This window comes from Pseudomonas sp. A-R-19, assembly GCF_019956575.1.
Taxonomy (GTDB): Bacteria; Pseudomonadota; Gammaproteobacteria; order Pseudomonadales; family Pseudomonadaceae; genus Aquipseudomonas.
The window spans coordinates 16,340-36,587 of sequence record NZ_JAHBDR010000089.1; the positions used below are offsets into that span (position 1 = coordinate 16,340).

General features: G+C 61.3%; 15 protein-coding genes. 5 read left to right on the forward strand and 10 right to left on the reverse strand.

Translation table 11 applies throughout. The annotated features are described in order from the left end of the window. The first annotated feature begins 23 nt into the window (after positions 1–23). Positions 24–1,268: a cytosine deaminase gene (codA, locus tag KGA88_RS25160; RefSeq protein WP_223594957.1), complete on the forward strand. Its 1,245-nt coding sequence runs from the start codon at positions 24–26 to the stop codon at positions 1,266–1,268. Positions 1,269–1,399: 131 nt separating this feature from the next. On the opposite strand, the gene KGA88_RS25165 is transcribed toward codA, so the two are convergent. Further along, positions 1,400–2,392, reverse strand: coding sequence for a diaminopimelate epimerase (locus KGA88_RS25165; RefSeq protein ID WP_223594961.1), 993 nt, complete (start codon positions 2,390–2,392; stop codon positions 1,400–1,402). A gap of 165 nt (positions 2,393–2,557) precedes the next feature. Here KGA88_RS25165 and KGA88_RS25170 point away from each other — a divergent pair, with 165 nt between their 5' ends. Next, positions 2,558–3,709, forward strand: coding sequence for an MFS transporter (locus KGA88_RS25170; protein ID WP_223594965.1), 1,152 nt, complete (start codon positions 2,558–2,560; stop codon positions 3,707–3,709). 100 nt (positions 3,710–3,809) lie between these two features. Here KGA88_RS25170 and KGA88_RS25175 read toward each other — a convergent pair whose 3' ends face one another. The 8 genes from KGA88_RS25175 to KGA88_RS25210 form a co-directional block, all read right to left on the reverse strand. Next, the gene (locus KGA88_RS25175) at positions 3,810–6,233 is read right to left on the reverse strand and encodes a TonB-dependent siderophore receptor (protein ID WP_223594967.1); all 2,424 of its coding nucleotides are present in this window, start codon (positions 6,231–6,233) and stop codon (positions 3,810–3,812) included. A gap of 98 nt (positions 6,234–6,331) precedes the next feature. Further along, complete coding sequence (locus KGA88_RS25180; protein WP_223594970.1) at positions 6,332–7,315, reverse strand: FecR family protein; 984 nt, start codon at positions 7,313–7,315, stop codon at positions 6,332–6,334. Between the two features lie 40 nt (positions 7,316–7,355). Next, positions 7,356–7,856 (reverse strand): sigma-70 family RNA polymerase sigma factor, encoded by a 501-nt coding sequence (locus KGA88_RS25185; protein WP_008049809.1) that lies wholly within the window; start codon positions 7,854–7,856, stop codon positions 7,356–7,358. A 95-nt stretch (positions 7,857–7,951) separates the two neighbouring features. After that, a complete protein-coding gene (locus tag KGA88_RS25190) occupies positions 7,952–8,962 on the reverse strand; it encodes a Rieske 2Fe-2S domain-containing protein (protein WP_110660359.1) in 1,011 nt (336 codons plus the stop codon). Beyond that, complete coding sequence (locus tag KGA88_RS25195; RefSeq protein WP_223594972.1) at positions 8,959–10,143, reverse strand: 12-oxophytodienoate reductase; 1,185 nt, start codon at positions 10,141–10,143, stop codon at positions 8,959–8,961. The genes KGA88_RS25190 and KGA88_RS25195 overlap by 4 nt, the downstream gene beginning before the upstream one ends. Beyond that, a complete protein-coding gene (locus KGA88_RS25200) occupies positions 10,140–11,966 on the reverse strand; it encodes a carbamoyltransferase (protein WP_223594975.1) in 1,827 nt (608 codons plus the stop codon). The genes KGA88_RS25195 and KGA88_RS25200 overlap by 4 nt, the downstream gene beginning before the upstream one ends. Before the next feature lie 15 nt (positions 11,967–11,981). Next, complete coding sequence (locus KGA88_RS25205; RefSeq protein WP_110660356.1) at positions 11,982–13,688, reverse strand: FAD-binding protein; 1,707 nt, start codon at positions 13,686–13,688, stop codon at positions 11,982–11,984. Between the two features lie 36 nt (positions 13,689–13,724). Beyond that, on the reverse strand, positions 13,725–14,936 hold the full coding sequence (locus KGA88_RS25210) for a Rieske 2Fe-2S domain-containing protein (RefSeq protein WP_223594978.1): 1,212 nt from the start codon (positions 14,934–14,936) through the stop codon (positions 13,725–13,727). A 131-nt stretch (positions 14,937–15,067) separates the two neighbouring features. Between KGA88_RS25210 and KGA88_RS25215 the strand changes: the two genes are divergently transcribed. After that, positions 15,068–15,955 (forward strand): LysR family transcriptional regulator, encoded by an 888-nt coding sequence (locus KGA88_RS25215; RefSeq protein WP_223594980.1) that lies wholly within the window; start codon positions 15,068–15,070, stop codon positions 15,953–15,955. 193 nt (positions 15,956–16,148) lie between these two features. Next, positions 16,149–18,437, forward strand: a complete 2,289-nt coding sequence (tynA, locus tag KGA88_RS25220; protein WP_223594982.1) for a primary-amine oxidase — start codon at positions 16,149–16,151, stop codon at positions 18,435–18,437. A gap of 153 nt (positions 18,438–18,590) precedes the next feature. On the opposite strand, the gene KGA88_RS25225 is transcribed toward tynA, so the two are convergent. After that, positions 18,591–18,926: a DUF6124 family protein gene (locus KGA88_RS25225; protein WP_223594984.1), complete on the reverse strand. Its 336-nt coding sequence runs from the start codon at positions 18,924–18,926 to the stop codon at positions 18,591–18,593. 586 nt (positions 18,927–19,512) lie between these two features. On the opposite strand from KGA88_RS25225, the gene KGA88_RS25230 reads away from it, so the two are divergent. Continuing rightward, the coding region (locus KGA88_RS25230) for a type VI secretion system Vgr family protein (RefSeq protein ID WP_223594986.1) at positions 19,513–20,248 on the forward strand (736 nt) is incomplete at its 3' end.

Consider the following 20,248-nt stretch of genomic DNA (forward strand, 5'->3'; position numbering starts at 1 on the left):
GATTCGCCAAAAGGATCTGCCCGATGCACATCATCAACGCCCGTCTGCGCAACCAGGAAGGCCTGCATGAGTTGAACCTGGAAAACGGTCTGATCAGCAGCATCGCCCGCCAGACCGAGGCCCCGACCCTGGGCCCTGGCGATCTGGATGCCGGCGGCAATCTGGTGGTGCCGCCCTTCGTCGAGCCGCACATCCACCTCGACGCAACCCTGACCGCCGGCGAGCCGCGCTGGAACATGAGCGGCACGCTGTTCGAAGGCATCGAGTGCTGGGGCGAGCGCAAGGCGACCATCACCCAGGAAGACACCAAGGCCCGGGCCAAGAAAACCATCCAGGCCCTCGCCGCCCACGGCATCCAGCATGTGCGCACTCACGTCGACGTCACCGACCCGCAACTGACCGCGCTCAAGGCCATGCTCGAAGTGCGCGAGGAAAGCCGGCACCTGGTCGATCTGCAAATCGTCGCGTTCCCTCAGGAAGGCATCGAGTCGTACCACAATGGCCGCGAGTTGATGGAAGAAGCGATCCGCATGGGCGCCGATGTGGTCGGTGGCATTCCGCATTTCGAATACACCCGCGATCAGGGCGTCAGCTCGGTGAAGTTCCTCATGGACCTGGCCGAACGCAGCGGCTGCCTGGTGGACGTGCATTGCGACGAAACCGACGACCCGCATTCGCGCTTTCTCGAAGTGCTCGCCGAAGAGGCCCGCAGCCGCGGCATGGGCTCGCGGGTCACGGCCAGCCACACCACGGCCATGGGTTCCTACGACAACGCCTACTGCGCCAAACTGTTTCGCTTGCTCGGGCATTCGGGGATCAGCTTTGTCTCCTGCCCCACTGAAAGCATCCACCTGCAAGGTCGCTTCGACAGTTTCCCGAAACGCCGGGGCGTGACCCGGGTCAACGAGTTGCTGGAAGCGGGGATGAACGTGTGCTTCGGCCAGGACTCGATCGTCGATCCGTGGTACCCGCTGGGTAACGGCAACATCTTGCGGGTACTGGAGGCCGGGCTGCACATCTGCCACATGCTCGGCTATCGCAACCTGCAAAGCGCGCTGGACCTGGTGACGGACAATAGCGCCAGGGCCATGAACCTCGGCGAGCGTTATGGCCTGGAGCGCGGGCGGCCGGCGAATCTGCTGATTCTGTCGGCGGACAGCGACTACGAAGTGATCCGCAGTCAGGGCTTGCCGCTGTACTCGGTGCGCGAGGGCAAGGTGTTGATGAAGCGGACGATGCCGGTGGTGGAGTTTAGTGGGCTGGGCTGAAACTTGCCCTGACTGGACTGACCCCTTCGCGAGCAAGCCCGCTCCCACAGTTGATCTTCAGTGAACACAACATCTGTGTACGACACAGAACCAATGTGGGAGCGGGCTTGCTCGCGAAGGCTATTTCAAAATCAATCGATCATTCGAGCCGTACCAAACAGACTGACCCGACTCAACTCCCCCCGCTCCTCTTCCAGCAAGATCGGCGCCGTGCCACCGGGCATCGTCACCTTCACCTCCCCGGCGCTGACCCAGCCCACCCGCCACGCCGAACTGGCCACCGCACTGGCGCTGGTCCCCGAGGATGCCGTCGGCCCCTCGCCCCGCTCGAACACTCGCGCAGCGATGTGCCCTTCGGACACTCGCATTGCCCATTGCAGATTGATCCCCGCCGGACAAGGTTTGCCTGCACCCACCGGCATGGCGTAGGCGATTCGCATCAACCCTTCACCCAGCGCCGGTTCCCGCATCTGCTCGTTGCTCGGCAGATCCTCGGCACGTTCCACCAGCGTCACGCAATGCGGATTGCCAACCCGCGCGAACTGACTGCGCGACCATGCGCCATTGAGTGCCGCCAATGGTTCAACGTGACTGAGTTCACGACCGTTGAACACCACAGCCTCAACCCCGTCGGCACTGACCGCTGCCGGCCCGAATCCCGGCTGCCCCAGATCTAGCCAGAAACCGTGCACGTCATCGACCTGCGCGGCTTTCACGGAAGTCTGCCCCGGTGAAGGCGTATCAGCCTTGTCGTGATGAACCCTGAGCAGACAGGCTTCGTCCTTCGGCAACAGCCCTTGATCGCTCAGTGCCTGGGAAAAGATCGTCAACCCGTTGCCACTGCGCTCGGCCAGGGTGCCGTCGGTGTTGACGATCAACAGGTCAAAGGGTGGCGACGCCTGGAAAGGTCCGACCAGCAAACCGTCGCTGCGATGATCCTTGCTGCCGGGTGGTTGAGTGCCAGGCGCCCAACTGCAGCACGCCTCGATGGCGGCGAGCGCCCAGGCTTCGAGGGTTTGCGCGGCCTGGCTGGCCTGATCGGGCAAGTCGATGCCCTGGTGGCGCAGTTCTTGCGGCGCTACCACGATGTAAATATTGCCCCGTGCATCGTACCGCTGCGCCATGGCGCCCTCCGTGTGTCATTGGAATGGCTCAACATATCGCGAAAAACAGCGGCGCTGTGCAAGGATGTCGCCCTGTTTGACCGTAAAACTTTCCGGGCACTGATCGAACCCTCGCCGGCCGATCACTGTCCGTTGAGGACGCGACGCTTTTTGCCAAGGATTGTTATGACCAGCCTCAACAGCCAAACCACTTTCGTTCCCGGCCGCCTGGAACAGATGTCCACACGCATCGGATTTTTTATCGCCGGGGTCGGCATCGCCGCGTGGGCGCCGCTGGTGCCCTATGCCAAGGCCCGGGCCGGACTGGATGAAGGCACCCTGGGATTGTTGCTGCTGTGCCTGGGGGTCGGTTCGATCCTGGCGATGCCGTTGGCCGGGATCCTGGCCACACGTTTCGGCTGCCGGCGGGTGACGACCGGCGGGGCTTTGCTGATCTGTGCCGCCCTGCCGTTGCTGGCCACGGTGTCGTCGATTCCGGCCCTGATCGCCGCGTTGTTCATGTTCGGCGCCGGCCTGGGCACCGTGGATTCGACGGTCAACCTGCAAGCGGTGATCGTCGAGCGCGCCAGCGGCAAAAACATGATGTCGGGGTTCCATGGCCTGTTCAGCCTCGGCGGGATTGTCGGCGCGGCGGGTGTCAGCGGCTTGCTTGGCCTGGGGATTTCACCGTTGGGGGCCACGCTGGTGGTGATCGTGGTACTGCTGATCGCACTGGCCAAGGCCGTGCCACATCTATTGCCCTACGGCAGCGAGAGTTCGGGACCGGCGTTCGCGGTGCCTCATGGCATTGTCCTGTTCATTGGCGGGATGTGCTTTATCGTGTTTCTCGCCGAAGGCGCGGCGCTGGACTGGAGCGCCGTATTCCTGGCCCAGGAACGAGGGATCGACACGGCCTATGCGGGGCTCGGTTATGCGGCGTTTGCCCTGACCATGACGGCCGGGCGTTTGACCGGTGACAAAATCGTGCGACGACTGGGCGCGACGCGGGTGATTGTATTCGGCGGACTGACGGCCGCTTCAGGACTGTTTCTGGCGACGTTCGCGCCAAGTTGGGCGGCGGCGCTGGTGGGTTATGCGCTGCTGGGCGCCGGTTGCTCGAACATCGTGCCGGTGCTGTACACCGCTGTCGGCAAGCAGACGGTCATGCCCGAAAGCATCGCCGTGCCGGCCATTACCACCCTGGGGTATGCGGGCATCCTGGCAGGCCCCGCCGTGATCGGCTTCATCGCCCATGGCAGCAGCCTGAGCTTTGCCTTTGCCTTGATGGCGGTGCTGCTGGTGGCGGTAGCGATTGGCGGGAGAGTGTTGAAGGTCTGAGTTGTGGCGAGGGGGCTTGCCCCCGTTGGGCTGCGCAGCAGCCCTAAAAGAAGGCCTGCTACGCAGTCCAACGGGGGCAAGCCCCCTCGCCACAGGTCGGTTAGAACCCGACACTGGCCTGTACGAAGAACGTGCGCGGCGCGCCGACGTACATGCCCGAGTTGTTGTCGCTGGAGCGGGTGAAGTACTGCTTGTCGAAGATATTTTTCACCCCGGCACCAACCTTGAGGTTTGACACCTGCGGGCCAAAGTCATAGCCGCCACGTACGTTCCAGGTCACGTAACCCGGGATGTCACCGTACTGGCCGTCGGCGGTGCCTTCGGTGATGTAGTTGTTGCTGAAACTGCCGTCGGCGTTCACCGCGACACCCGGCGAGCGCTGCTGGGACTGGGCGAAGGCGTCGAGGTTGTAGGTCCAGCGGTTGATGTCGTAACGCAACCCGGCAGTCGCTACCTGGCGCGAGTAGAACGGCAGGTCACGACCCTTGAAGTCCGGAATGTCACCTTCATAAACCGCGCGGGTGTAGGTGAAACCGGCATTGGCGGTCAGGCCCTCAAGGCGTGGGTCCAGTGCCGCCAGGTTGTAATGCACCGAGGTCTCGACGCCCCGGTGCGTGGTCGCGCCGAGGTTGGTCCAGCCCGCATCGTTGCTGATGTATTGCAGTTCTTTATCGAAGTCGATGTAGAACAGCGTGACTTCACCGCCCCACACATCATCGTTGTAGCGCGTGCCGATCTCGTAGGTCTTGGCTTTTTCCGGCTCCAGGCCATTGGCGGTGCTGTCGCCCGAGCCACCCTGGCCGAGCTGGAAGTACTGCAGGCTGCCGAACGAGGTTTCGTAGTTGGCGAACAGCTTCCAGGCATCTGAGATGTGATACATCACGCTAATCGCCGGCAATGGCTCGTTGCTTTCGATGCTGCGGTTTTTTTCCAGCACCGGTTTACCGGCAGTGTCGAGCACCGGGCGGTCGTGCCAGTCGGTGCTGATGTGTTCGAAGCGAATGCCAGGGGTGACTGTCCAGTTGCCGACATCGATCTTGTTGTCGATGTAGACCGAGTTGGCTTCCGTACCACCGGTACGGTCCTGATAGACATGGCCATCCGAGGCCTTGGTCACAACCGGTTCATTGTTCACCAACGCCAGACGACTGGCCTCTTCGTGCATAGCCTCCTTCAGGTAGCGATAGCCGACACTGACTTCCTGGGTGGTCGGGCCGACGTCGAATACATGGGATACCCGAGGCTCGATACCCAGGGTGTAGTAGCTACGCGGGAACGAGCCGAGCGTCTTCTGATCGCGTGCGGCGATGTTGCTGCCACGAAAGCTGTCGGTGTAGTAAGTCAGCACTTCGGCCTGGGTACGGTCGTCGATCTGCCGAATCCACTTGAACGACACGTCCTTGCGGCGGCCGCTGAAGTTGTCGTTGTTGCGGTCGGACTGGAACGGGTCGGCGTCGTACTGCGCCTGGGTCAGGCCACCGGGCATGTCGGCCTTGGCGTCGTAGTAGTGGAAGTTCAGGCTGAAATCGTCGTAGTCAGTCGGTGCCCAGTGAGTCTTGAGGATCACGTCGTCGATGTCGTTGCCGTTGTTGCTTTCACGGTAACCGTTGCCGTTCACGCCGGAGTACAACAACGCAACGCCGATTCCGTTGTCGGCGGTGCCGCCCATGAACGCGGTGTCGATGTGCTTCCAGCCACCGTGCTGCGAAGTTTCCAGGGTGGTGCCGATTTCAGCCGAGGCTTGTTCCGGGATCGCGCGGGTCACGAAGTTGATCACGCCACCGACGTTTTGTGGTCCGTAGCGTACGGAACCGGCACCGCGCACCACGTCGATGCTGTCGAGGTTGCCGGAGGAAATCGGCGCCATGGACAGCTGCGGCTGGCCGTAGGGCGCGAACGCCGCTGGCACGCCGTCGATCAGCACCGTGGAGCGCGGCGACAGGCGCGAGGTCAGGCCACGCACACCGACGTTGAGGGAAATATCGCTGCCACCCGTACCATTGGCTTCTTGCACTTGTACGCCAGGCACGCGTTTCAACACGTCGCCGACGTTCATCGCGCCCTGCTCGATCATGGCTTCGCGGCGAATCACCGTCCGCGCGCCCGGGTGGTTCTGCACCACGGCGGCATCGGCATCGCCGAGCCAGTCGCCGACCACCTTGATGTCGGTCACGCCCAGTTCCAATGGACCGCCGGCCGCGGCAGTCGGCGCCGGCATCAGGGTCACCGAACCTTCATCGATCTGGTATTGCAGGCCGCTGCCTTGCAGCAACTGGCGCAGCGCGTCTTCCGGGGAAAGGTTGCCATCCACCGCCGGAGCCTGTTTGCCAGCGACCAGTTCAGGGCTGAAGAAGACCTGAAGCGAGGTTTGCTGGCCCAACTGACTCAGGGCCTGTCCCAATGGTTGCGCCGGGATGTGGATGCCGTCGGCCGCATAGGCCTGTGGCAACGCAACGTTGACGGCCAGCGCAAGGGCCAGCGGCAACCAAGGGAGTTTGTTGTTTTTAGCGGTGGAGTTTTTCACGTCGAACGTAGTCCTGTGGATCGCAAGAGTGTGCGCTTGTTAATGCAAACCAGTTGCAGTTGAACAGGAAGACGATGAACTCGAAAAAAACCTGAATTTTATTTTGAAATAATTTCCTGGCTGCCATCGCCAAGGGTGCGCACGGCCACCGGCAGGATATTCGGCAAGGCCTTGAGCAGCGCGTCGGTATTGTCGGACTTGAACACACTGGTCAGGCGCAGATTGCCCACCGCCGCGTTGCCGACCTTCAGCGGCTTCTCCCGATACCGTGAGACCTGCTCGGCGACGTCGGCCAGGCTGGCGTTGTTGAACACCAGTTTGCCGCTGCGCCAGGCGGTCATTTCCGCCGGATTGACGGCGTAGGCGGCGGCAACTTTGCCCAGGGCATCGACGTGGGTACCAAGACCTGCTGTCAGATTGATGAAATCGTTGTCGGCGACATCGCGTCCCTGGACCCTGACGGTGCCCTGCTCCACCACCACCCGGGTTTCGCTGGCGCCATGGCGTACGTCGAAGCGGGTACCGGTGACCGTGACCTTGCCGCTGCCCGCCGCGACCACGAAAGGCCGACTGGTGTCGTGCTCGACGCTGAACATCGCTTCGCCTGCGGTCAGCTCAACGTTGCGTTGACCCTTTTCAAACCGCACCTGAATCCGGCTGCGGCTGTCCAGATCGACTTCCGAGCCATCCGGCAACGCCACATGGCGCCGCTCATTCAAGGCCGTTGAAAACTCGGCGGTGTAAGGCGCCGGATGGTTCAGAGCGCTGAACAGGCCCAGGCCGAGTGCCACCGCGAACACGCTGGCGGCCACCGCATAACGCAGCACGGGACGAGGTTTCTTCAGGGCTGGCGGCGTATCGCACAAGGCCCGCAAACGCGCCGCCGGCACCAGGTCGGCGGCGCTCCACAAATCCTGAAGCAGTTCGAATTCGTTTCGGTGCTGGGGGTGTTCGTCCAGCCAGGCCTGAAACCGGTGACGCAGTTCGACATCGACGACAGGCTCCTGCATACGCACAAACCACTGCGCCGCATCGTCGCGAACCGTCGTTTGCCCGCACGCACAATCACGAGTATCCATCATGGAAGTTCCTGTTTGGCCGGGGAGGAGAAGGCAGGGGCAATCATGATTGCAACCCGTCCAGGCGATCACGCAGATGCCGAAGCGTGCGGATCATATACTTTTCCACCATGTTCTTGGACAGTCCCAGGCGTTCGGCGATTTCGGCCTGGGTCAGGCCCTCGATTTTCTGCCAGACAAACACCTTGCGGCAGTTGACCGGCAGCTCGGTGAGCGCCCGTTCGATGGAATCCGCCAACTGGATCGCGTGCATGAAATGCTCCGGGTCGCCGGTCGGCGACTCACTGAGATCAATCGCCTCTGACTCCATGGCGCCCCGCCGGTCCTCACGCCGATACCCATCCACGGCGATGTTGCGCGCGGTCTGGTGCAAATACGCCCGAGGCTGTTGCACCGCCGCCGAATCGGACTCGAGCACCCGCACGAAGGTATCGTGGGCCAGGTCCTCGGCCTGCTGACGGTTTCTCAGGCGACGGGTCCAGGTGCCAACCAACTCTTCGTAATGCTCGAAAAAGCCGTGTCTGCGGGGCAGCTTGAGGGTCATTGCGGTGTGCTGTGGAGACGGGGCGTTAATAGTAATGCTTCCTATTAACTGGAAGCAATGCCTTACAGCCCCACGGTAGGCGCGCGATTTCAGCCTTATTGGTAAAACTGACTGAACCAGCGACGGAACTCCACAATCTTTCCGTCGCCATCGCACAGCAGGGGTTTGCGATGGTAAATCTTGTTGTTCCAGATTGGCAGGTCGGCTACCACCCCCACGTATTGGCCGCGCTCCCCGACCTGTTCCTGAATGAAATCCTCGACAAGCGCCTGCCTGACCGGGTCTTCGGAATAATCCGGGTGCAGGAAGGAAAACCGCAGGTGAGTGAGTTCAGACTCTACGGGGGTAATGGTGATCAGCATGACCAGGCTGACATGACGCGACATTCTGACGACCTGAATGCCCGGTCCGGATTGCTCGAAATCGACTGAAAATTCACAATCGATACGCTTGCCCCGTGAATCCTCGATCGACATCGGCCCCTTGAGTGCAGTGGTGCGCAGATGCCCTGTGTAGGTGGAGCCGACATCCAGCGCCGCCGCCTGCCCGTGAACGTACTTCAAGTGCGCGGCATCGACACTGTTCTCGGCAATTTCCTGCGCGATCGTCCTGATCTCGAACACCGGATGATGACGTGTATGCCAGCCCGGGTTTGCGGTCTCTGGAACATCGGGAACCTGCCACATTGGCGCGGCACCGGTTGGATGAAACCACGCCCAGATCATCCGGTTGGCCTCCACCACCGGCAGGCCTTTCAACACGGGCTCGCGACTCAGGCTCGGCGGCATGGATCGGGCGTACGGAATGTGCCGGCAGAATCCCTGATGGTCGAAACCCCAGTTATGGAAGGGACAGCGCAACAGTTCTCCATCAACCTTGCCACCCACGCCGAGATGAGCGCCGAGATGGGGACAGTGCGGCTCGAACAGGCCGACCTGCCCCTTGGCATCCCGAAACAGCACCCACTCCCGGTCAAACAAGCGGACAGTCTGGACGACGCCCACGCCAAGCTCGTCCGACAGCATGATGCGATACCAGCCGTAAGGGATGGGCAGCCCATAACGCGATACAGGGGCATTTTCCCTGGCAATCAACAGTGTCTTCATGGCTGCACAGGCTCCCCGGCAAACAGGCTGCTTCGAAAATCCGGCAACAACGCACCGCTGCGCAGCTTGCCCACCCAATCGGGATCGGCCAGCAACGCTCGACCAACGCCAATGAGATCAAACTCACCCTGCTCTATCGCCCGGGCAGCAATCTGCGCGTTGTCGGCCGCCAGAACATCTTCCAGCAACGAGTCCTTGAGCTCGCGATCCAGACCGACCCCGCCGACAGCCATGACCGGCAGTCCGCTCAAGTGCCGGGTCCAGCCCGCCAACGTTCGCTGCGATCCGGCAAACGCCGGCAGATGAAACTGACGCGTGCTGGCGTCGAACACATCGACTCCGGCTTCAGCCAGCGGCTCGAGCAGGTGTTCAAGCCCGGCCGGCGTGTCGACCAATCGGGCATCGTAGTCCTGCAACTTCCATTGTGAGAATCGAAAGACAACGGGCAGCCCGCCACCGGCCCGTCGCACTTCCTTGATCACCTCACAGGCAAACCGGGTACGCGCACGCAATGATCCGCCCCAGGCATCGTTGCGGACATTGGTAACCCCCCAGAGAAAACTGTCGATGAGATAGCCGTGTGCACCGTGGATCGCCAGGCCGTCGAATCCTGCTGCCCGAGCGTTGGCGGTAGTGCGGCCGTAGGCAGCGATGACATCGGCAATGGCTGACTCGCTCATGGCTGGTGTTTGCCGCCGGACCTCGGCCAGGTATTGCGCAGTCGCACTGGTATTGCCGGCCAAGGGCCCCCAGCGGCCGGAGGGACGGCATGAAGGCGCATCGGGATGCGGCCCGGTGCCGGGCATCCGCACGGGGCCCTGATGCCACAGTTGGGCAAAAATGCGCCCCCCGGCGCCATGCACCTGATCGACGATCGCTTTCCACCGGGCAACAGGCTTGGCCCCATGCAGTACCGGGAGATTGCTCTCGCCCAGCGTTCCTGTACCCAGTGCGGCGGCATGGTCTACACCAATGCCTTCACTGATGATCAGGCCGACGCCGTTTTCCGCGCGCTGACGATAGTAGCTGGCGACGCCCTCGCCCGGCACACCATCGACCGCGCTGCAGCGCGTCATGGGCGCCATCACGATACGATTGGGCAGCACCAGCGAGCCGAGCCTGAACGCAGTGAACAGCGGTTGCAGCCGCGATAAAGACGGCGATCCGAGGGCGACGGTCATGCCATCACCTGCGGCTCGCGCGCCCACTCGCGTTGCCCGGTTGCGCCCGCAGCGTTGCTTTTGCGCGGTGCCAGATCCTTGGCGAGCAGGTACGGTCCGATCACCATGCAATCGAGCTGCGATCCCAGGAACACCTGGAGCGCATCCTCAACACTATGGACAATCGGCTTGCCCATGACATTCAGGCTGGTATTCATCAGCATCGGCACCCCGGTCAGGGCTTCAAATGCCTTGATCAGCCTGTAGTAGGGCCGATTGCGCTCTGCGGTCACGCTTTGCACGCGTCCGGTCTGGTCGGCATGACAGACTGCCGGCACTTTCGCCGCCACCGCATCGTGGAACCGGAGCGTGCGCTCCATGTAAGGGCTGTCCTGGTATTGCTCGAACCATGTCTCCCCGGCTTCGTGCAGCACCGACGGTGCAAAGGGGCGGAATGCCTCGCGGAACTTGACGACGCGGTTCACCTTGTCCTTCATCGTCACATCACGCGGGTCGGCGAGGATGCTGCGATTGCCCAACGCTCTGGGTCCAAACTCGGCACGGCCCTGAACCCAACCGACGACCTGCCCGTCGGCAAGCCTGCTCGCGACCTCGTCTGCCATTGCCTGCTCATCGTCAATGCGCAGGAAGGGTACGAATGGAGAACTCTGCAAAACTGTTTCCAGCGCCTCGACCTTGATCGATGAACCCAGGTACGGCGACTGCCACGCCGGCCCCGCGCTCGCCTGGTGATAGTCGCGCGCAGCCAGAATGGCGGCACCTGCGGCATTTCCATCATCGGCTGGAGCCGAAGGAATGTGGACGTGACGAAAACCGGTGACGTCGACAATCCGTCCGTTGAACGACGAATTCAACCCGCAGCCACCTGCCACAATCAGGTTTCGCTCGCCCGTACGACGGCCCAGCTCCGTCATCAGTGCCGTGGCCGTCTCGGCAAAGAAACGCTGGAAGGTGTAGGCGTAATTCGCCGCCTTCTGGAAATCGGCCTTGTGGCTGACGGGCCCGGAGACGATGTCGAGAAAGACATCGACGGTGTTCTCGGTGCAGTTCACCGACAACCCGTTGATGGAGTAGAACAGCTTGAGCTTGTTGTACAAGGCTGCGTCGAGCGTGCCGTAAGGCGCGAGCCCCATGATTTTCCATTCCTCACCCGACACCGGTTCGAAACCGCACGCCAGACAAACCATGATGCCGTAATACAATCCCAGGCTGCTGTAGCACTCGACCAGTGTGCCGTCGTAAGGCTCCACCTCCACAGGCTGCAATTGGCCGTCGCGATAGTGCCAATACGCCGTGCCGCGACCTTCGCCCTGCCCGTCCATGACGATCACGGCGGCTGAGTCAAAGGGGGCGCCCCATGCACCAAACGCGGCGTGACACAGATGATGGTCATAGTGCCGGGTTTCCATCACTTGCCTGCCCAGCGCCTGTGCCGCCCGTTGCACACCATGCCCGGCCAGGGCAATGCTCGGCCCCATGAACCCATCCCAGTTGTGCCGGTGAAATTGCGCCAGACGCTCGAGCACATCCCGATGTTGCGGCTGTTGCCTGATGCTCGCGCGCAACCGGCTGTTTTCTCCGTGCCAGATCTGCGTGGCCTGCTCGCTCCAGCTTTTGGCCACGACAAGCTGCCCGCCGTCGGAGTGACGGGCCAACACGTCACGGCAATACAAGTAATCGTCCGGGGCCTGGCCAACGGCAAATTTGTTCTGCCGGTAGCGTTCGGTCGCTTCGGCAAACACCAGTCGGCCACCCTGCACGACGGCAACAGCACCGTCATGTCCCGTGCACGAAAGCCCCACGAATGCGATCTCATTGTTCATGGAAGTTCACTCCAGTCATTCAGTGGGCGTGATGCCCGAGATGTGTTTGGCCGCCTGGTAGGCAAAGGTCATCGAGGGTCCCAGCGTCGAGCCCGGTCCCGGGTACGCCGGCAAAATCGCAGCCGCGCAGTTCCCCGTGGCATACAGCCCCTGGATCGGGTGGCCCTGGGCATTTCTGACCTGCGCGTTGACGTCGATGTCCAGGCCGCCATTGGTGCCGAACTCGCCCAGGTAAATGCGCACCGCATAAAAAGGCCCGCGACGGATCGGTGCCAGGCACGGATTGGGTTTCACCGAAGCGTCTGCGTAGTAGCGGTCGTACTCACTGTCCCCACGCCCGAACTCTTCATCCTTGCCCGTGGCGGCAAATCGATTGAAGCGTTCAACGGTCGCCTTGATGCCGCCAACGTCGATTCCGACAGCCAGGGCCAGGGCGTCGAGGCTGTCAGCCTTGGTGAGAAAACTCTCATCGAAATACGCCTTGGGGATACGACGGTCCGGCATCAGTTTCGAGGAGAGTATCGGGCTGACGATGTACTTCTCCCGAAAGTCCGCGTCGAAGATGATCCACAGATGGCTGGTGTCCGTGCCCTCTTTGTGCAGGCGATGGCATTCGCGAACGTACATCTGGTAGTTCATCGATTCGTTGGCGACACGCTTGCCGCCTTTGTTCACGACGATGCTGCCCGGATAGGACTTCTCCATGATCGACGGATACGGGTACGGTATGCCGGGGACGCGGAAAGTCGGCACCCACCAGGCACCTTGCATGCGCGCCAGTTGTGCACCATGGCGGTTGGCGATTTCGATGGGCGAACCGAGGTTGCCCTTGTGCGTGGTCGTCCAGCTCGTGTGCGTGGGGGCCGGCAAATGGGCCTCACGCATACGCTGGTTATGTTCGAAACCACCGGAAGCCAGCACGACGCCCCGCCGGCATTCGATGTGCCGTTGGCGCCCGCCTGTCCTGACAATCACCCCGGCAACCCGGCCGCGCTCCATCACGAGGTCGATCATCTCGGTTTTCAGGTCGAGTCGCAGGTCGCGTTCCTCCATCGACCACAACAGACGTGCCACACCCGCACTTCCGCAGGTGGCCCGACGTGCCCGGCGGGTGCGCAACCGTTGCGGCAGATCGAGGAAATACTGCATCAGCAGCTTCGCCGCCAACAGACGCCAGCCCGGCGCCTGTACGTTGAAAACATGCGCCTCGGTCTGCGTCATCGGTACCCGGCCGAGAATCTTCAGGATTGGATGGTGATCTCTAAGATACCGACCACGCTGCTTGAGCCTGGTGATGTTCACAGGCTCCGGTTCGATGGAGCGATGGCCCGGGCGCGAACCCGGCAGTGCGGAAAAATAGTCCGGGTAATGCGCGAGCGAGCGATAGCGCATGCGGGTACGCGCATGCATGAAGCGCAGCATCTTCGGTGCGTTATTCAGGTAGGTTTCGATCATCTCGCGCGGTACGGTGCCTTCGGGATCGGTGGCCAGTACATAGGCCAGGGCATCGTCGTAACTGTCCTGGATGCCTTCGGCCTGCGCATAGGGATTGCCGGGAATCCACACCCCTCCGCCACTCAAGGCGCTGGTGCCTCCGGCCTGGTCCGACGATTCGATGACCAGCACATCCTTGACGCCCATTTCATACAGGCACAGCGCGGCGACGAGTCCACCGTTGCCCGACCCCACTACCACCGCGTCACAGCTTTCTGTCCAGTTCATAAGTCTTTCCGGTTCGATGGAAGGTTTGCGGGCATGTCAGGGACGGGTGAAATCGAGGTCGTAGCCATCAACCATCTCCTGGAATTGCTCAGTGAAAAACGTCGACTTCCACCAGCCGGTGTACTGGTCGATCAGCCTGTCTTTGCTGCGCAGGGACGGGTGGGCCAGGCGGATCTTGTCGGCGGTGTAGAAAGGCGGGTCTTCCTGACCGACATAGAGATGGTTCGCAAGCATGTGCGCCTGCAGGCCGAGCGCATTGAGAATGGTCTGTACCGGGCGCGAGTTGAACGTTTTGATGGTGCGGGCGCCGTGGCACATGAACAGCTCATAGGTGTACGGATCGATGGGGGTGACGTACAGCCAGGACAGCAGGTCGATGCCGAACTGCGGCTCCCACCAGCGGCTCTTGGCCAGCCCCGGGCCGATCCCCGCAGCACTCACATGCGTCAAGACTTCCGGCAGTTTTTTAGCGTTGTTCGAGGGGCGGGCGAAGGTGCGCCGCAACCGACGCCAGCGGCCGGCCCTCGGGTATTGGGGGTCGACCTTTTCAAGATTGCGCAAAGGAATTTCGAAGTTGAAGAAACATGATTGGCCGTCGTCGGCAACACGAAAGGCATGATCACTGGTCGGCTCGGGCGTGCCATGTACGGTCTGGAAGTGCATGTAGTCGGAGTTGGCCATCAGCGGCACCAGCATGTCGCCCTGGAACACGCCGACCGACTGCACGTCGTACAAAAACGCATCTTCATCAACCTCGGGAAACGACAGGTCCGGCACCGGCAGCGGTGTCGTACTGCCATTGCGCTCGCGCAGGGCAAGCACGAAACCGTGGTACTCGATGGTCGGATAGATTTTCAGGTCCAGGCGGCCCGGGGCACTGCCGGGGCACCGCGACGCCTGCCGCTGGGGATCGAACTTAATGTGATGGTACGGGCAAGTGATGATGCCGTTTTCCAGGCAGCCACCGTTGCGATAGCTGTCGAAATGCGCGCCTAGATGCGGGCAGTGAGCCTGCGTGACCATGACTTTGTGCGTTTCGGGATGACGGAATATCACCACTTCTTCGCCAAAGAACTTCTTCGATATCAGCCGATCGGTTTTTACCTTGCTGGTGAACTCGATGACGAACCACCCTTCTGGATAGGGGTCGACATCAGGATTGTCCTGCAAGAGTTCGCTCAGCCGCTTGCGCCCTCTGCGTCTTGCGCCTTGTGAAACATCATTGAACTTAACCACCACGCTATCCATTGCCACACCTTTTGAGCTGATCGGTTGGAGTGCTGCTCGCCTGGACACGCACGAACATCGGTACTGCCGCCTGATTGGCTGGGTGTGTAATATAGAAATCAGGTATGGACGCCCGTAATGAGTGATTTCGCATGACCCAATGCAAAAACGCCCGAAGCCCGTTCAAATGGGACGATCTGCGCTTCTTTCTCGCGGTAGCCCAGGCAGGTTCTCTGCTTGGGGCAAGCAAAACATTGCGCGTTGACCGGACAACCGTTGCCCGTCGCATCGATGCGCTGGAACGCTCGATCGGCAAGCGGCTTTTCTCCTCCGAGGACGGGATAAGCCGCACCACCGAAGTGGGTAACGCGGTCTTGAAGGCCTCGGAACGCGTCAGTGCCGAAATCACCGAACTCGAACACCTGTTGTATGGCAGTCATGAAGGTGTCGAAGGGACAGTCAAGATCGCTGTCGCGCAAGGACTGGGGGATGCCTTCATCCAGGACATACTGGCACTGCATGAGGTCCATCCGCGGATCAGCATCGAGATTGTCAGCGTCGCCAATCCGATGACCCTGGTCGCCGAGCGCAAGGCTGACCTGGGCATCGGCGATGCCTACGAGCGCCCGGACCGTCTGGAGAGTGCCCTGCTCGGCAACCTTGAAATTGCCATGTACGGCTCGACCGCGCGCAGCGGCCAACTGCCCACCACCTGGATCGGATGGAGCGACTATGCGCCCAAGCCCTTCGTTGACTGGGTCAACGACCATGTCGGCCAGGGTGAATCCATCAGTACGAAGGTGAACAGCTGGGAAGCACTGCAAAGCGCGGTCCTGGCCGGGGGAGCCGCCGCGCCCCTGTGGTGCATGTTGGCCGATAGCAACCCGCGCCTCGAAAGACTCTGCGATGCCGAGGCTCATTACATAGCGCTCTGGCTCGCATCACCGCAAGGGTTGAAGCGCCTGCCGTCCCACGATGCCGCCTGGCGTTTCCTGCGTAAACGGATTGCCGAACACGTGACCGCGGCAGACAAGAGTTGACCGGGCAGGCGCAAAACGCTGTGGACTCGAAGGACTTCATGCGCTTTGCCTGCTTGCCAACCGGCCATCCGTCAGGAATGCTCAATGGCGGCACGCAACCAAAGAAATCTGGCAGGCATTCAAAAGCGTCCATTGACGAGTTGTAACAAAGTGCAGGAATGCCCGTACCCGGCTTTTCCCCAGGAACTCACCCATGTTCAGCTCCAAAGCATCGCCCAAAAGAACACCGCTTGCCCGCCTCGCCCTGGCCGTCACCCTGAGCGCCCTCGGCCTGCCTTTCTGGGCGAACACGGCCCAGGCCCACGGCGGTCACGCCGACATGGTGCCGCTGCAAGCGGGTCTTGAGGAATTTGGCGCCACGGTGAAATGGGACGACTACGCCAACCTGTTCACGATTGCCAAGGACGGGGTCTATCTCCAGGTCAAGCCCGACAGCAAAGTGGCAATGCTCAACGGCAAGCGCATCGAGCTGACGGTGCCAGTGGTGTTCAAGGACCATACGGCGTTCATGTCCACCGACTTCATCAACCAGGTGTTCCAGTCCGGGCTGGACAAGACCTTCGTCGTCGAGACCCGCCCCAGCCCGCTCAACCCGCTGAGCGCAGCCGAAATCACCACGGCCGTGGACATCGTCAAGCAATCGGAAAACTACAAACCCGGTTTCCGCTTCACCGAAGTCTCGGTCAAGGAGCCGCCCAAGGATCAAGTGTGGAACTTCGTGTTCACCGGGCAGAACGTCACCCAGGCGCGTGAGGCCTCGATCGTGGTGCTCGACGGCAAGCACGTGATCGAAGCCCTGGTCGACCTCGACAAGAAAGAACTCAAGTCCTGGAAACCGATCGAAGGCGCCCACGGCATGGTTTTGCTGGACGATTTCGCCACGGTGCAGACGGCTGTGGAAACCAGCCCGGAGTATGCTCAGGCCCTGGCCAAGCGCGGCATCAATGACGTGAAAAAGGTCGTGGCGACGCCGCTGACCGTCGGTTACTTCGACGGCAAGGACGGCCTGGCGCAAGACAAGCGCCTGCTGAAAATCGTCAGCTACCTCAACACCGATGACGGCAACTACTGGGCGCACCCGATCGAGGGCCTGGTGGCGATTGTCGACCTGGAACAGAAAAAGCTGATCAAGATCGAAGACGAAGCACTGATCCCGGTGCCGATGAAACCGACGCCTTATGACGGCCGCGGACGCCAGGGCGTCGCCGTCAAACCGCTGGAAATCACCGAGCCCGAGGGCAAGAACTACACCATCAGCGGCAATAGCATTCACTGGCAGAACTGGGACTTCCACGTTCGCCTCGACTCGCGGGTCGGCCCGATCCTGTCCACCGTCACTTACGACGACAAGGGCAAGAAACGCAAGATCATGTACGAAGGCTCGCTGGGCGGCATGATCGTGCCTTACGGCGACCCCGACGTCGGCTGGTACTTCAAGGCCTACCTCGACTCCGGCGACTACGGCATGGGCACCCTGACTTCACCGATTGCCCGTGGCAAAGACGCCCCGCAAAACGCCGTGCTGCTGGACGCCACCATCGCCGACTACACCGGCGCACCGACTGCGATCCCGCGCGCCATGGCGGTGTTCGAACGCTACGCCGGCCCGGAATACAAACACCAGGAAATGGGCCAGCCCAACCTCAGCACCGAGCGTCGTGAACTGGTGGTGCGCTGGATCAGCACCGTAGGCAACTACGACTACATCTTCGACTGGGTCTTCCAGCAGAACGGCACCATCGGCATCGACGCCGGCGCCACCGGCATCGAAGCGGTCAAGGGTGTGAAATCGAAAACCATGCACGAAGACACCGCCAAGGAAGACACGCGCTACGGCACCCTGCTCGATCACAACATCGTCGGCACCACGCACCAGCACATCTACAACTTCCGCCTCGACATGGACGTGGACGGCGAGCAGAACTCACTGGTGGAAGTGAACCCGGTGGTGTTGCCCAACGACCGTGGCGGCCCGCGCACCAGCACCATGCAGACCGAAACCAAGGTAGTCGGCACCGAGCAACAGGCGGCGCAGAAATTCGACCCGTCGACCGTGCGCCTGCTGACCAACTTCAGCAAGGAGAACAAGGTCGGCAACCCGGTTTCCTATCAGTTGATCCCGTACGCCGGTGGTACGCACCCGGTGGCCAAGGGCGCCAACTTCGGCAAGGACGAATGGCTCTACCACCGCCTGAGTTTCATGGACAAGCAGCTGTGGGTGACCCAATACAACCCCGAGGAAAAGTACCCGGAAGGCAAGTACCCGAACCGCTCGGACAAGGACTCGGGCCTGGGGCAGTTCACCCAGGACAACCACTCCATCGAGAACACCGACGATGTGGTCTGGCTGACCACCGGCACCACCCACATCGCCCGTGCCGAAGAGTGGCCGATCATGCCGACCGAGTGGGTGCATGTGCTGTTGAAGCCGTGGAACTTCTTCGACGAAACGCCGACGTTGAACCTCAACGCACCGAAATAATCGGGGCGAACACAATACCTGTAGGAGCGAGCCTGCTCGCGAAGATCTCAAGGACACCGCGTTTCACCAGAATTCGCGCGTTATCGTTGACGACCATCGCGAGCAGGCTCGCTCCTACAGGGTTATGCGGTGTTCAGGCAACATGCTTGATACCTACCCAACCAACTCCACCCGATCCAACACCCGGTTCACCGCCAGTTCCCCCAACAGGATCACCTGCGCAATCCCCAGCAGGGTATTGCGACTTGTCCCTTCCATACGATCCGCCAGATCCATGGTCATGACATTGGCCGATGCCAGTGACTCGCAGGCATGGGCTAGCAGGGTTTCGATGTCGAGCTCCGGATTGACGAAAAACATCGTGCACAGTTTGCGTGGAGTGGCGCGGATGTCGGCGGCTGAGGGGATGCGGTCGGGAGAAATTGAGTCGGAATCTATTGATGAGGATGTCGGATCAGCGTCCGGCGGATTCGGTGTGACCTTGAACATATTTGCAAACTCCTAGATGGAGCCGCGACCACCTGGCTACTAAACGAAGGGTGGCGGCTGTACGCAGGTTAGTAGACCGGGGAGTTAGCATTTACCGGCGCGCCGAAGCGCCCTGCGCACAGCCACCATCGAATGCAGGTATATGAATACCTGACTGAAGGGGACGCTATGCACCTTACTAACAACCTGGGGCTACTAAACCCGATCACCGACAATCGGTGACGCGAATCAAGTTACCGAGCGACCCCAAAGCGCACAAGCCGGCGGATTCTGGGGTAACTGTAGGCAACGACGCAAGGCGCTGTGGCTTTCACGAAGTAACCTTGAGGCCTTTTAAACAAGCAGGGTTTGCGCTCTGGAGTAGCGTTCGACCCGAACGGTTTAACCCTGTCAAAAAGCAGCCGCGGCACTGGGCGCCGACAAGATAGCGAACGGTCCTACAGGTTATGGGCGTCAACACTCGGACGCATCCTACGAGTGCGCCGGAAGCATCCTATATCAACCTTTTTTTCCTTCCTGAAAGCTGTCGAGCGCTTGAACGGGGATGGAAATGAAGCCTCCCCCAATGTCCCAGGGAGGTCCGTACTTGAACACCATTCTGCCCGTCTTCTTCGACCACAGCCGCCACACACTCAAGATCGACAAACTCGACACCCACCTCGACGTCCTCGCCTTCGAGGGCCATGAGTACCTCAGCCAACCCTACCTCTACCGCATCGAATTCACCGCCAGCGACCTCGACATCGGCGCGGAAAAATTCATCGGCCAGTACGCCGAATTCAGCCTGTACGCCCCACCGTCCAACGTGCCCGTGTTCGACTGGGAAGTGCCCAAACCGCCCAAGCCTCTGCGCACCCTCTATGGCCGCATCACTGCCTGCCAGCGCCTGTCCGGTTCAATCGACGAAGCCCGCTACGAAGTCACCCTGCAACCGCGCCTGGCCCTGCTCGATCGCGGCCAGCAGACGCGGATCTATCAGCACCAGTCCATCCCGGACATCGTCAAAAGCATCCTGCGCGACCGCCATGGTCTCGACACCGGGCACTTTCGCTTCAACCTCAAGCGCGACTATCCGCAACGCGAGCAGGTCATGCAGTACCAGGAAAGCGACCTGGCGTTCATCAGCCGGATCCTCGCCGAGGTCGGCATCTGGTACCGCTGCATCCAGCACGAAGAGCTCGCCTTCGACGTCGTTGAGTTCTGCGACGACCAGCGCTGCTACCAGTTCGACGTCGAGCTGCCGCTGCGCTCGCCGTCGGGCTTCAGCAACAGCGTCGAGGACAGCGTCTGGGCCCTGCAAACCCGCCACCGGGTGGTGGAAC

What these genes read in the sequence shown, in the direction of transcription:
- KGA88_RS25210 (WP_223594978.1), bottom strand. Translation starts at nt 14,936, where the DNA reads ATGGATAGCGTGGTGGTTAAGTTCAATGATGTTTCACAAGGCGCAAGA.
- KGA88_RS25190 (WP_110660359.1), bottom strand. Translation starts at nt 8,962, where the DNA reads ATGAAGACACTGTTGATTGCCAGGGAAAATGCCCCTGTATCGCGTTAT.
- KGA88_RS25170 (WP_223594965.1), top strand. Translation starts at nt 2,558, where the DNA reads ATGACCAGCCTCAACAGCCAAACCACTTTCGTTCCCGGCCGCCTGGAA.
- KGA88_RS25205 (WP_110660356.1), bottom strand. Translation starts at nt 13,688, where the DNA reads ATGAACTGGACAGAAAGCTGTGACGCGGTGGTAGTGGGGTCGGGCAAC.
- KGA88_RS25195 (WP_223594972.1), bottom strand. Translation starts at nt 10,143, where the DNA reads ATGACCGTCGCCCTCGGATCGCCGTCTTTATCGCGGCTGCAACCGCTG.
- KGA88_RS25165 (WP_223594961.1), bottom strand. Translation starts at nt 2,392, where the DNA reads ATGGCGCAGCGGTACGATGCACGGGGCAATATTTACATCGTGGTAGCG.
- tynA (WP_223594982.1), top strand. Translation starts at nt 16,149, where the DNA reads ATGTTCAGCTCCAAAGCATCGCCCAAAAGAACACCGCTTGCCCGCCTC.
- KGA88_RS25180 (WP_223594970.1), bottom strand. Translation starts at nt 7,315, where the DNA reads ATGATGGATACTCGTGATTGTGCGTGCGGGCAAACGACGGTTCGCGAC.
- KGA88_RS25215 (WP_223594980.1), top strand. Translation starts at nt 15,068, where the DNA reads ATGACCCAATGCAAAAACGCCCGAAGCCCGTTCAAATGGGACGATCTG.
- KGA88_RS25225 (WP_223594984.1), bottom strand. Translation starts at nt 18,926, where the DNA reads ATGTTCAAGGTCACACCGAATCCGCCGGACGCTGATCCGACATCCTCA.
- codA (WP_223594957.1), top strand. Translation starts at nt 24, where the DNA reads ATGCACATCATCAACGCCCGTCTGCGCAACCAGGAAGGCCTGCATGAG.
- KGA88_RS25200 (WP_223594975.1), bottom strand. Translation starts at nt 11,966, where the DNA reads ATGAACAATGAGATCGCATTCGTGGGGCTTTCGTGCACGGGACATGAC.
- KGA88_RS25185 (WP_008049809.1), bottom strand. Translation starts at nt 7,856, where the DNA reads ATGACCCTCAAGCTGCCCCGCAGACACGGCTTTTTCGAGCATTACGAA.